Annotated in this window: 9 protein-coding genes; 2 read left to right on the top strand and 7 right to left on the bottom strand. The window is 64.6% G+C overall.

Annotated features, from left to right (window positions below):
* Window positions 1-5 precede the first annotated feature (5 nt).
* From ACVJ5M_RS02455 to ACVJ5M_RS02435, 5 genes are all read right to left on the bottom strand, one after another.
* Entirely contained in the window at window positions 6-836 is an 831-nt protein-coding gene (locus ACVJ5M_RS02455) for an MlaD family protein (protein WP_063979996.1), read from the bottom strand.
* A gap of 144 nt (window positions 837-980) precedes the next feature.
* Window positions 981-3,200, bottom strand: coding sequence for an acetate--CoA ligase family protein (locus tag ACVJ5M_RS02450; RefSeq protein ID WP_063979995.1), 2,220 nt, complete (start codon window positions 3,198-3,200; stop codon window positions 981-983).
* 218 nt (window positions 3,201-3,418) lie between these two features.
* The gene (locus ACVJ5M_RS02445; RefSeq protein ID WP_231143710.1) at window positions 3,419-4,411 is read right to left on the bottom strand and encodes a glycosyltransferase family 2 protein; all 993 of its coding nucleotides are present in this window, start codon (window positions 4,409-4,411) and stop codon (window positions 3,419-3,421) included.
* A 153-nt stretch (window positions 4,412-4,564) separates the two neighbouring features.
* Window positions 4,565-5,134, bottom strand: a complete 570-nt coding sequence (locus ACVJ5M_RS02440) for a class GN sortase (protein ID WP_063979994.1) — start codon at window positions 5,132-5,134, stop codon at window positions 4,565-4,567.
* A 175-nt stretch (window positions 5,135-5,309) separates the two neighbouring features.
* Entirely contained in the window at window positions 5,310-7,574 is a 2,265-nt protein-coding gene (locus ACVJ5M_RS02435; protein ID WP_063979993.1) for a marine proteobacterial sortase target protein, read from the bottom strand.
* Window positions 7,575-7,761: 187 nt separating this feature from the next.
* Here ACVJ5M_RS02435 and ACVJ5M_RS02430 point away from each other — a divergent pair, with 187 nt between their 5' ends.
* Window positions 7,762-8,532 carry a helix-turn-helix transcriptional regulator gene (locus tag ACVJ5M_RS02430; protein ID WP_063979992.1) on the top strand — a complete coding sequence of 257 codons (771 nt, stop codon included), beginning with the start codon at window positions 7,762-7,764 and terminating at the stop codon, window positions 8,530-8,532.
* A 48-nt stretch (window positions 8,533-8,580) separates the two neighbouring features.
* On the top strand, window positions 8,581-10,071 hold the full coding sequence (locus ACVJ5M_RS02425) for a glycosyltransferase family 2 protein (RefSeq protein ID WP_063979991.1): 1,491 nt from the start codon (window positions 8,581-8,583) through the stop codon (window positions 10,069-10,071).
* On the opposite strand, the gene ACVJ5M_RS02420 is transcribed toward ACVJ5M_RS02425, so the two are convergent.
* Both ACVJ5M_RS02420 and ACVJ5M_RS02415 read right to left on the bottom strand, forming a co-directional pair.
* Window positions 10,068-11,288, bottom strand: a complete 1,221-nt coding sequence (locus ACVJ5M_RS02420) for an ABC transporter substrate-binding protein (protein WP_063979990.1) — start codon at window positions 11,286-11,288, stop codon at window positions 10,068-10,070. The genes ACVJ5M_RS02425 and ACVJ5M_RS02420 overlap by 4 nt on opposite strands.
* 88 nt (window positions 11,289-11,376) lie before the next feature.
* Window positions 11,377-12,927: an acyl-CoA synthetase gene (locus tag ACVJ5M_RS02415; protein WP_063979989.1), complete on the bottom strand. Its 1,551-nt coding sequence runs from the start codon at window positions 12,925-12,927 to the stop codon at window positions 11,377-11,379.
* Window positions 12,928-13,136 lie beyond the last annotated feature (209 nt).

The following is a 13,136-nucleotide window of genomic DNA, read 5'->3' as shown; positions in this document are numbered from 1 at the left end:
AGGCGTCACTGCTTCTTCTGCGGAGGCTTGCGCGGCGGGCGCGGGGCGGCGGCAGGCGTGGGCGTGCCAGCCATCTTGTTGGCGGCGTCGCTGACGTCGAGCAGCGAGCGGCGGATGTCCTCGACGTAAGCAGCCGACTTCTTCTTCATGGCGTCGGCGAGCTCGTGCAGTCCCCTGATCTTCTCGAACAGCTCGTCCGCCTTGCCGTCGGCGAAGCCGGGGACCACGCCTTCGATCTTGGTGACCGCCTTGTCGAAGCCCGCGAAGGCGCTGTCGACCTTGGCCATGACCGAGTCGATTTCGCCGCCCTTGCTTCTGAGATCGGCGGTGTAGTTCTCGAACGTGCGCAGGCCGTCCTTGATCGCAGGGGCATTGCTGACGATCGTGCGATCGACGCTGTGCAGGGTGTCGACGATGGATTCGGCGTCGCTGAGATCGGCGATCAGCATGGGGACGCCGTCCGTATCCAGCGGCACCGGCGGCGCGGAGGGCGCGCCGCCGATCAACGAAATCGCGGCGACGCCGGTGAGACCCTGGAACTCGATGCCCGCAACCGTGTCCTTGCGAATCGGCGCGGTGTTGTCGAGCATCACCAGCGCCACGATCTTGCGCGGATTATCCAGCTTGATCGACAGGATCTGGCCCGCGGGAACACCGTCGAAATTGACCGGCCCGCCGCGGCGCAGGCCGCTGGCGGAGCCGCCCTCGAACACCACGCGCAACTGGCTCCGGCTCTGGGCGGTGCGCCATTTCTGCACGCCGAGCACGCCGCCGAACGCCACGGCGATGACCGCCAGCGTCGCCGTTCCGATTACGAGGTTGCTCGCGCGTGCCATGCAGGGCGATTTTACGGCCAAAGCGGGATGGTTGGAAGGACGATGCTGCGGCCGCAATACTAGAGCGGGCGGGTTAACGACTTGTCCGCCGTAGCTCGAAGAGCGAAGGCGGAAGCGTAACCCGCCAATCCGCCTTACGCGACATCAATGCCCGGCCGCGCGTTTTGCAGCAGCATTATTCAATACGATCAGCGCGTCGACGGCGACGCCCGTTTTGGTGTTGATCAGGAACGGGTTGACGTCGATCGAGGCGATCCGGTCGCCGGCATCTGCGATCAAATTGGACAGGCCGACCAGCGCTTTCACCGCGGAGGCTTCGTGCAGGGCCGGCTTGCCGCGATAGCCGCGCATCTTGATACCGGCCTTGGTGCGGCCGATCAGGAGCCGGGCCTCGGCCTCGTCCAGCGGTGCGCCGGCGAGCGCGACGTCCTTCATCAGCTCGATGTCGATGCCGCCGGTGCCGAACAGCACGACCGGCCCCATCTCGGCATCGAGCGAGGCGCCGACCACGAGCTCGAGATCGGCCTTGACCTGCTGCGCGATCAGGATGCCGTCGAGCTTCGGCTTGCCCTTCAGCTTCGCCACCCGCGCGGTGATGTCGGCGAATGCCTTCTTCACCTCGGCGGCGCTGTTAAGATTCAGTACCACGCCGCCGATGTCGGATTTGTGCAGGATCTCGGCGCTGACGACTTTTGCCACGACCGGGAAACCGATCTGCTTCGCGATCTTCGCGGCGTCCGCCGCCGTCTGCGCAATCGCTTCCTTCGAGACTGGAATGCCATAGGCCTTCAGCAGCTTCTTCGAGGCGACCTCGTCGAGCGCGGCACCGCTCGCCGATTTCAGCGCCTTCTCCAGCACGGCGCGGGCGGCAGGCTTCGAGCTCGAGACGATGTCGGGCACTTCCTTGCGCAGCCTCGCATAGGCGAGCAGCGACTTGATCGCGGTCACCGCACGGTCCATGCCCTGCATGACCGCGAGATGCGGCAGCGATTTGCGCAAGCCCTTGGTGAACTCGGTGAAGCCGATCGACATCGCGCTGATGTAGATCACCGGCTTGCCGGCCCGGCTCGCCATCCCATCGACGATGCGCAGATTGCGCTCGCGCAGCTCGTGCGGCGCCTTGGGCAGTTCGGCATCGATGATGACGATGTCGATATCGGGGTCGTCGATCATCAGCTCGATCGACTTCATGTAGACGGAGGGATCGACCACCGCGGCAAAGCCGGCATCGAGCGGATTGCCCACGATCGAGCCCGGCCCGAGCATCTTCGCCAGTTCGGAGCCGACGTGCGGGCTCAGCGGCGCAAAGTTCAGGCCTTCGGCATAGAAGGCGTCAAGCAGCATGCCACGCTTGCCGCCTGATAGCGTGACCGCGGCGAGCCGGTCGCCCTTGGGCACGGCCGAGTGAACGAAGCATTCGGTGGTCTCGATCAGCTCGTCGAGCCCGCCGACCCGGATCACGCCTTCACGGGTCGCGATGGCGTCGAAGGTTTCGATTGAGCCCGCGAGCGCACCGGTATGCGCCATCGCCGCGGCGCGGCCGCCCTCGGACGAACCGAGCTTGAGTGCGATGACCGGCTTGCTTGCCGCGCGCGCGGCCTTGCAGGCGTCGCGAAACGCCTTGGTGTTGCGCACGCCTTCGAGATAGACCACGATCACCTTGATGCTCGGATCCTCGGCGAAATAGCGCATCAGGTCCGGCGTCTCGAGCCCGGCCTCGTTGCCGGTCGTCACCATGTAACCGACCCCGACGCCGCGATCCTCCAGCGCCTGCCGGATCGCCATCACGATGGCGCCGGATTGCCCGGCGATCGCCACCGCACCCTGTTCCATGGTGACGACACGGTCGTCGATATTGGTGAAGAGCTTTTCGCCCGCGCTCAGATTGCCGAGGCAGTTCGGGCCGGTGACGGCGAGCCCCGTTTCGCGTATCGCGGCTTGCAATTCGGCAGCGAGCTTCTGGCTCTCCTCATCCTGCAACTCGCTGAAGCCCGAGGTGACGATGGTGGCCGAGCGCGCGCCGCCGGCGGCGGCGTCGCGGATCACCTGCACGGCAAAGCGCGCGGGCACCAGCACCAGCACGTGATCGGGCTTTTCCGGGAGGCTCGCGAAATCCTTGTAGCAGGGCACGCCCCAGACGGTGTCGCGCTTGGCGTTGACCGGATAGAGCCCGCCCTCGTAGCCGTACTTGACGAGGTTGTTCCAGATGCGCTCGGCATAATTGCCGGGCTTGTCGGTCGCGCCCACCAGCACAATGTTGTGCGGGTGCAGCATGGCGTGGATGCCCTTGACGATGTCGCTGGCATCGGGCGCTGGAGACCATGGACGCGGAGAAACGGACGCAGCAGGTACCTTGGCTTCCATGGCGCTTCCTCACCTCTTGTTCTTGTTGCAGCGCGCTGTCTTGCGCCGGCGTCTGGCGGGATTGATCGTGATGGCTCCATGCCGCGTGGCGGAATGGCGGGTGCTTCGCGACAAGGCTAGCATCACCAGACTTTTGGCGAAAGTGCGAACGATCGGACGACGTGCCACGACTGCGTGACGCGCATTCTTTCAAATGGTGATCACGCCTCTGCTATCGTTCAGTAACGCAGCAGGCGCAGCTTGTAGGCGTAGTGATAGGCCAACTGCTTCGCGAGATAGGAAGCGATGGCGCGCCGGATCTGCATCTGCGTCGGATCGAAGCCGAGAACGCGGCGCCGCAGGATGCCCATCTCCCTGACGCCGAGCGCGTAGGTTGAAGCCGTCTTCTGTGCATCGTGGATGCGGAAGCAGGCGAGAAATCGCGGCAGGCGCACGAACTTGAATTCCGCGGCTTGCGCCCGCAGGATAAAATCCCAGTCCATCGCGTAGTGAAAGCTCTCGTCGATGGGCCCGATCATGTCCCACACGCGCTTGCGCCAGAACATCGTCTCCTGCGGGATGTAGTCGGCATATTGCAAAGCCTTGCCGTCATGGGGCGGCAGCACGGCGCGTCCGACCTCGAGCCCCTCGCGGTCGACGAAGATGCGATGGCCGTAGACGACGTCGACATCGGGATGCGACATGAAGTAGTTGGCGACATAGGCGAGCGCTCCGGGCAGCAGCATGTCATCGCTGTTGAGATAGGCCATGATCTCGCAATCGGCACCGGCGAAGCCGAGATTGATGGCGTTCGACTGCCCCTTGTCCGGCTCGCTCGTCCAGCTGATGCCTTCGCCTCCGCTCTTCAGGAGATCGATCGTGCCGTCGATCGAGGCGCCGTCCTGCACGTGATAAGTGAGCTTCGGATAGTTCTGACTGACGATGCTCTCGATCGTGGCGCCGAGATATTGCGCCTGATTGTAGCTCGGTGTGACCATCGTGATCCGCGGCGCATTCGCCGGGATCGCGGGCGCAGGCGGGAAGGCAGTCAGGTTGAGCAGGCGCGGCGGATATTGCTCGAAGGTCCACATCGGCGGGCGTCGCCAGAGGCTCCGCAGCGAGGACCGTCTCTGTCCGGCAGCAATGAGGTCCTGATTCCGTTCAAGGAGCGCGACACGATTTTCGAGTTGCTCCAGCCGCTGTTCGAGGCGCTGCCTGAACTCGTCGTCCATTACAGGTTGTCCTGAAAATTACAGCGCCAAAAGATCAATCGGCTGTTCTTACAGGTCTATGGGAGACGACGCCAGTTCAGCGGCCCGATCAAGCGCGGTTCCCCGGCTGTTCGGCGCGGTCTCTATCGATCCCGGATGGCCGATTGCGAACCGCTATTCACCTGTTTCGATCAAGGTGGCATGCAGGACGTAGCGCTCGGGCCCGGGCGTGACGGCGTCGAAGGGCCAGCAGGTCGTGAGCACCAGTTGGACATCTTGCGCCGCGGGATCGATGCCGGAATCATCGAAGCGAACCACAGCGGAGGAATCCGCCCGATAGCGAAAGTGCTTTCCGTCACGGCGTGTGACATCGATTACGTCACCAATGGCGACATTCCGCAGGAAGCGGAAATGTGTATCGCGGTGCGCAGCATATACGGCAATGCCGCGCTCGCCGGCATCAGCCGTTTGGTGGATATGGCCGGGTCCGAACGCGAGGGCCTGGCCGCTGGCGCCTTCGAGCACGATCGCGCTGGCCCCGATCCGCTTCACCTCGATCCGCGCGACCGGCCAGGTGTCGGCCCATGACCACGGCTTGACCGGCTCGCCGGTCGCAACGCTCCTGTCGAACGCGCGCTCCAGCAGCACCTGCGCGAGCCGTGCCTTGGCATGGATGTAGGCGCCGTCACCGAACAGGATGAGGCCGACAAGTGCAAGAGCGAGAGGAGAGATCAGGCGGAGCATTGTTTCCACACGCGTCATTGCGAGCGCAGCCAAGCAATCCAGAATCCTTCCGCGGAGGCAGCCTGGATTGCTTCGCTGCGCTCGCAATGACGGCAAGAAGAAAAAGGCGCGCGCGGCCGTTGGTATGGGACGGGCAGCCGCGCGCGCTAACAGAGGAGTTCGGGGGGCTCCTCTCTCAAACGACGTCAGTGAGCAAGGGCTGACGCCGGTTGAACACGTACAGAATCAGTGCGAGCACGATCAGGATGAAACCTGCGATCATCTTGAGCTCGGCCGAGGTTGCGGTCTTCGGTAGGCGGATCGTATCGGGCGCGGCGGGCGTCGGCCGCCTCGTCGCCGGCTGGTTGCGCGCATCCGCATGGCGTTCGCGCAACTGTGTGGGCGTCAGGTGCGGTCGCTCGCCAAAAACCTTCTCGAAATCCCAACCGGCCGGCAGGTTGAGCGGTAGCTCGCTGAGCTTGAGCGGCGCGCCCTCGGGGCGGCTCGGCGTCTTGTCGACCGCGACGAGGCTGGTGAGCCGCGTGACGATCTGATGGTCGAGCGCCAGCGCGAGGATCGCCTTGTCGGAGTCTTCGGGCGTCATCTCGCGCATGGTACGCGCCACCTCGGCATCGCCGATCTTGCGCTTGGCCCAGAGTTTTGACAGGCCCTTGCCTTCGGCGGCGTTTTGCAGCGGCAGCGTCACCGACCACGGGCGGTCGCCGACACGTCCCTTGATCTCGAGCGAGCCGGCGAGCTTGTCGAGCTTTGCCGCCAGCACCAGCGGTTCGTCGCGATAGACGTCGGGAATGATCGCAGGCGTCACGTCTGCCTTGGCATCGGAGAACTTTACGCTGAGCCCGGTCACCGCGGGGTTCTCCAGCTTGGCGAACAGGCCGCGCATGCGCTCCTCGACCTGCTCGACGGAGCCGATATGGGTGAAGGCCCCACGGCCGAGCTCGGCGGCGCGCGTCATCAGATAGGTGTTGGGCGCGGATCCGATGCCGACCATGAACACGCGCGAGCGGCCCCGCATCGCAGTGATCGTTTCGAACAAGTGCTGTTCGTTGCCGATCGCGCCGTCGGTCAGGAACACCACCTGGCGGACCATGCTGGTGTCGCCAGCCTTGTCGGTCAGCGCGGCGCGCATCGCCGGCACCATCTCGGTGCCGCCGCGGGCCTGTAATCCATTCACGAAACCGAGTGCTTCGCCGAGATGCGCGGGGTCGGCCGGCACGGAGGTCGAGAACAGCACGTCCATGGTGTCGTCGAAACGGATCACATTGAAACGGTCATTCGGCTGGAGGCGGCCGAGGGCATAGAGTAGGCTCGCCTTGGCCTGAACGATCGACGTACCGCCCATCGAGCCCGAATTGTCGATCACGAACACGACCTCGCGCGGCAGCGGCTTTTGCGTCGTCTGCTCGGCACTGGGCGGGGTGACGAAGGCGAGCAAATAGTCGGCATCGCCGACACGCTCGCGGAACAGGCCAACCGATGGTGCCTTCTCCGCGGCCGGCTTCCAGGTCAGCTCGAAATCGCGGTCGGCGGCCACGGCGCCGTCAGCGAGCGTGACGATTCGCGTCGCATTGTCCGGGCTCTCGACCTTGACGTTATGGTGGTGACTCCTGACCTCGCCGAGCGCGAAGCCTGCCTTCAGGCGCACCGTGATGCTGGTCGGATTGACCGGCGCGTTTCTGGCGGGATCCAGCACCGGCGGCGAGATACGGTCGCGGTCCGGCACCGGCTCCGAATTGGTCGCGCCCCAGCCCGAGCCGTCCGTGCGGAAGTCGACGCTCTGCACGATCGGCGCCGGATTGTAGCGCGGCCCGACCACCAGCGGCAGCCGCAGCGAATATTCATTGCCGGATTGATGCACCGGCTCCTGATATTCGATCTGCACCAGCACGGTTTCGCCGGGACCGATATTGGCGACCGAATTGGTGAAGATGTTCGGCCGCTCCTGCTCGGTGAGCGCGGCCTTCTGGCCGGCACGGCGCGCCTGCTCGTAGATCACCCGTGCCTGCTGCCGCTCCTTGATGTCGCCGATGATGACGCGGTCACCGACCACCATCTTCAGCGTGTCGACGGCGCCGCCGGTGGGAAGCGGATAAACGTAGGTCGCCTCGACCCAGTCCTTGGTCGGATTGCGGAAGGCCTGGGTGACGCGGGCGCGCAGTGTCGGGCCTGATACCGTGATGTCGACGTCGATGCCGAGGCGGATCGCCTCCGTGTAGGCACCGTCCTCCTTCAGGAGAAGGGTGCCGGATTTGGCATCGCCGGGCTGGAGCAGGCTGGCCTGCTCCGTCGTCGCCGACCATCCGGGCTCAAGACTCACGAGCAGGGCCACGAAGGCGACCAGCATCACCGCGATGCCCTGCACCAGAAGAAACAATCCGAGCTTGATCAGCCGCCCCAGCATGGGGTGCTCGTCGCTGTCGGCTGTGTCGTAGCTATCCATTTCGCCTGCTCCCGAAGGGTGTTCGCTGGCTCCGAGCATCCGTCGGGAGCGCCTGAATGCGCGAGCAGAATGATCGGCAATGTTCCGCCGCGGCCGGCCCGGGCAGGCCAAGGCCGGGATGGCCATGTACGGTTTTGTACTGGTTTGTCCGCCCTGCTAGACTGGCGTCCGTGGAGCAGGGCTGACGATGCAGATGCAGGATAAAGTCACCGACGGACAGCTTTCGGACGAGCAGAGCCGCGAGATCGCGGAGACCATTCGCGAGGAGCTCGCCAGGCGCCGGATTTCCCGGCAGGCGTTGGCCGAGCAGGCCAAGCTCAGCCTGTCGACGCTGGAGAAGGCGCTCGGTGGCCGGCGGCCGTTCACGCTGGCAACGACCGTGCGGCTGGAGCAGGCGCTGGGCGTCTCCTTGCGTAAAAGCACCGCCGTGGTGACGCCTCCGGCCGCAAACGATGTCGCGCCCGACAGCCTCGGCTCCTATGCGCATCGCGCGGTGACCTGGCTCGAGGACGTCTACATCACGCTGCGGCCGTCCTTCGGCGACAAGGATGCGATCTTCGCCTATCGCACCGAGATCGTCTGGGAGCCGAAGGTGTCTTCGCTGGTGTTCCGCGAGGGCGAGCGGACCGATGCCGCCTATGAGCATACCGGCGAAGTTGCGGTGCCGCATCAGTCCGGCTTCATCTATCTCGTCATCATCAAGCACGGCCAGCATCGCGTGATCACGGTGTCGCGGCCGACGGTTGCCGGCGAGATGTACGGCATCATCTCGACGCTCCGCGCCGGACCCGGCTCGCAACTGACGCCGATCGCAGCGCCGATCGCCTATGTGCCGCTCCGCAACGTTGCGAAGCCGTCCCTGGGACGGGTCGGCCCCGACGATGCCAACCATGCATTGTATGGAAAGCATCTGCGCCGCACGGTGGAGGAATCGTTCGCGTTGTTTCTGTCGGTATAGTCCGCGAGAAAGAGTCCGGAATGGCGTCGCGTGCGTCTATAAGGGAATATGCAGGACGTGCCCGCACCATACGGCGGTGAATCTCCGCTGTTCTCCATCATCATCCCGCTGGAACATCACCGCGGGCAGTGGGAGCTGTCCTGGCTCGGCTGGACGTCGCAGACTGCCGACAAATCGCTTTACGAAATCATCCTGGTGGTGCCGCCTGATTTCGAGGCACTCAACGAGCTGAAGGCGCTGGCCGGCGGCAAAGCGCGCCTCGAATTCACCAATTCGGACCATGACATCGGGCTCTGCGCCTTCGGCGCCACCAAGGCCCGCGGCAAATATCTGTTCTTCACGGAGTCGCATTGCCGGCCCGAGCCTGACGTGATGGAGGCCTGCATCCGCGCGATCGACGCGCGTCCCGACTGGGCGGGGTTCTCCTGTCAGTCGGTGCCGATCTGCCATAACCGGCTGTCCGTGGCGGAGGCCGCCATGTACCAGGCCGACATCGAGTTCGGCATGAAACAGCATCCCTGGCGCAAGGTGCTGGACCAGTGCTTCGTGACGCGGCGCGACGTCTATCGGGAATGCGGCGGCCTGCGCGAGGAATTCGGCCATTTCGCCGAATGGGTGCTCGCCGCCGCGTATCACGCGAGGGGCCATACGATCGGCTATCTCGAGGAGGCGCGCTTCCATCACTACTATATCGGCGAAATCGGCGAGCTGAAGACATTCACGCTCGATTTCGTGCGGGGCGAGATCCGCTATCTCAGCGAAGCGCACAACGATCCCGGCAGCGAGCTGCTCGAAACTCCGGTCGAGTGGAGCAGCCGCGGCGATTTCAACGTCGCGCTGGCGCGTAGCGCCCTTGCTGCACGGATGCGCGCCGGCGGCGTAACCGGCGAAGGCCTGCAGGCGATCGGGCGTTGGGGCGCGATCGCACTGGCCGGCGACCGCCTTGCGCTTGGTCTTGCACGTTTGTCGGCAGGCTATGCGCGTTGCAGTCTGACCCTGCTCACCATGGGCGGCTCTCGCGGCAGCATCGCGCGCTGGCTGAAGCGCTATATCGCCGCGCTGATCCACTATCAGCGCCTCCATTGTATCCGTGGCATTCGGGGGAGCCTTGGCGGAGCTGCGCAGAGTCCCGGCGATCAGATGGTCGCACAGGCCGGCTTCCATGCCTGGGAGGTCTGGCAGGGCCGCAGCTTCCGCTGGAGCGAGCCGGAAGCCGCCTTGCGGATCGAGGCGCCGCCTGGACGCACCATCATTCGCATCGCGTCGCCGGAAATTCGCGAGCCGCTGGATCGGATCGGCGTGCAGTTCTATCTCGACGGCGTGCGCGTTGCGGATACCGCGACCGCGATCGACGCGGGTGCCTTCGTTCTTCAGCTCGATCTGCCGCCATCGGGCGGGGCGATCCTGGCATGGGCCTGTCCGCGTTTTGCGGCCATCGATGACCCGCGCCGGCTCGGCCTGCCGGTCGCGGGGATCGACGTCAGTGCAGGCGAAGACGTCAGCTGCACGTCTCCGCCCGTTGCTGCGATGCGTGGCTAGCCGCCCGTTTCGGCGCTGATGATGTCGCCGAACAGCTCCCACTGGCCCTTCTTGAACCGCCACATCTTGAGCTGCTCGATTGGCGCGAAGTCGGTAGATGAGGTGTTGATCTTGATCCCCGGGATCAGCGTGTCGGGGACGAAGTCCTTCAGGCTGGCGGCCTGCTTCATCACGTTCTCACGGGTCAGATTGTCGCCCGACTGCTTCAGCACCTGCACCATCGTCTGGGCTGCGGCATAGGCGTACACCAGATTGGCGTCCGAGATGTTCGCACCGGGCATGTACTTGTCGATGAAGGTCATGAATTTCTTCATGCCCTCGTCGTCCTTCCACTGCGGATCCGACGCATCCTTCAGATAGCCGGCCGACAGCACGCCTTCGGATGCCTCGAGGCCGGCCGGCTTCATCACCGCGCCGATGGAGACCGAGACGTCGGTCATCAGGTGCATCGGCTTCCACTCGAGCTCCGCGATCTTCTTGATGGCCTGGGCCGCGAATTTCGGGGTCGCGATGTTCACGAAGACATCGGCACCGGTGCCCTTGAGCTTGACGATGTGGGCGTCGATCGACGGCTCCGAGGTCTCGTAGCTCTCCTCGGCCACGATCAGCTTCGATGCCTTGTCTCCGAACACGTCCTTGATGCCGGCGAGGTAGTCTTTGCCGAAATCGTCGTTGGCATAGAAGATCGCGACCTTCGCGTCCGGCCTCTCCTTCAGAATGTATTTTGCGAAGATCTGTGCCTCGACCCGGTAGCTGGGCTGGAAGCCCATGGTCCAGGGAAAGTTCTTCGGGTCGTTCCACTTGCTGGCGCCGGTGGCGAGGAAGAGCTGCGGCACCTTCTTGGAATTGTGATACTTCTGCACGGCGGTCTGGGTCGGCGTGCCCAGCGCGTTGAAGACCAGGAAGACCTCGTCGCTCTCGATCAGCTTGCGGATCTGCTCCACGGTCTTCGGCGGCGAGTAGCCGTCATCATAGGAAATCCAGTTGATCTTGCGGCCGTTGATGCCGCCCTGGTCGTTGATCATCTTGAAATAGGCTTCCTCGGTCTTGCCGATGATGCCGTAGGCGGACGCGGGACCGGAATAGGCCTCGACATTGCCGATCCTGATCTCGGTGTCGGTGACGCCGGTGTCGTACGCCTTCTGCGCATACGCGGACGGGGTCGCAAGCAGCGTCAACGCCGTTGCCGCGGCAAGCAGGGAGAGTTTCTTGTTCATGAAAATTCCTTGGGGTTTTCTTTGCGGTTTCTTCTGGGTTGGAGCAGGCACGTCAGAAACGAAGAAGCGCCCGCAAGGGGCGCTTTGATCAGGCGTTGGCGACTTTCTTGTCGACTTCGGACGCCACCGAGAATTCTTTCCGCAACGTCGGCTTGTGGATCTTGCCGGTGGCGTTGCGCGGCAGCGCATCGACGAAGCGCACCTGTCGTGGGCATTTGAAGCGCGCGAGATTGGCCGCGCAGTGCGCAAAGACATCCGCCTCGGTCAGCCGCTGACCGGGCTTGGCTGCGACGATGGCGAGCCCTACCTCGCCCCATTGCGGATCGGGAATGCCGATCACGGCGGCTTCCGCGATCGCGGGGAGCTGATGCAAGACGTTCTCGACCTCGGCCGGATAGACGTTCTCGCCGCCCGAGATGTACATGTCCTTCCAGCGGTCGACGATGTAGTAGAAGCCTTCCTCGTCGACGCGCGTCGCATCGCCCGTGTGCAGCCAGCCGTCGGTGAAGGATGTCTTGTTCGCCTCCGGCCTGTTCCAGTAGCCCGGCGTGATGTTCGGGCCCTTGACCCAGAGCTCGCCGAGTTCGCCGACCTCGGCATCGCTGCCGTCGGGTCGCACGATCCGCACCTCGGTGTGCAGCACCGGCTTGCCGGCCGAACCCGCCTTGCGTGCCGCATCCTCGCGATCCAGCACCAGCACGGCCGGCGAGGTCTCGGTCATGCCGTAGCCCTGCTGCAGCGCGACGCCGCGCGCCTCCCACACCTTGAGCAGCGGCACCGGCATCGGCGCGCCGCCGACACCGCAGACGATCAACCGGGTCAGGTCAGTCGTCGCGAAGGCCGGATGCTGTGCCATGAACTGATAGATCGCGGGCACGCCGAAGAACACGTTGATGCCCTGCGCCGGATCGTTGATCAGGCCGAGCGCCGTGCCGGGATCGAAGGCGCGCATGATCATCACGGTGCCGCCGGCATGCAGCACCGGGTTGGTGTAGCAATTGAGCCCGCCGGTGTGGAACAGCGGCAGCACCGTGAGCAGCACCGAGGCCGGACCGATGCAGGCGGGGCCGCCGAGATTGACGCAATTCCAGAACGTCATGCCATGGGTGATGGTCGCACCCTTGGGATGGCCCGTGGTGCCCGACGTGTACATGATGGTCGAGACGTCATCGAGCGTGACCTCCTCGGCGCGGGCAAGCGGCTTGGCGGACGCGATGCCGGTCTCGTAAGCGCCGCCGGGGCCGAGCAGCAGGCTGGTCGCGACGTTGCAGAGCTTTGCGACGGCGAGCGCGGTCTCGGCGAGATCGGTGTCGTGGATCATCACCTTCGGCGCGCAATCGCCGGTGATGAACTGGAGCTCGGGAACGGTGAGGCGGGTGTTCAGCGGCACGAAGACGGCGCCGAGCCGTCCGCAGGCGAACTGCACCTCCAGCGTATCGGTCGTGTTCAGCGCCAGCACCGCGACGCGGTCACCGCGCGAGACCTTGAGAGTGTCACGGAGAAATCCGGCCAGGCGCGAGACGCGGGCATCGAGCTGCGAATAGGTGAAGCGGCGCTCGCTCGCGAGGTCGATGACCGCGACCTTGTCAGGCGTACGGCGGCCGTGATGGACGATCCAGTCGTAATAACGAACGGCCAAAAATCCCTCCCTCGGCGGTCTTGTGCCGCCTGCGTCCCTATTTGCCGGGCACCATGCCCGGCGTGGCCCTGGGGCCAGCCGGAGTTTGTGCGCACGTCTTTTTTTGCCCCGGAGTTGGCCTGCGAGCGGCGAAAATCGTCTTGCGTTGAGTTGCTAGGCGATGGGCTGCCGTGCAGCGGTTCCCCCGGTCAGCCACTCTGCGCAAGTGA

The organism is Bradyrhizobium sp. S3.7.6 (assembly GCF_054061875.1).
The sequence above is the reverse complement of the archived record's forward strand: the minus strand, read 5'-3'. Positions and strand labels throughout refer to the sequence as shown.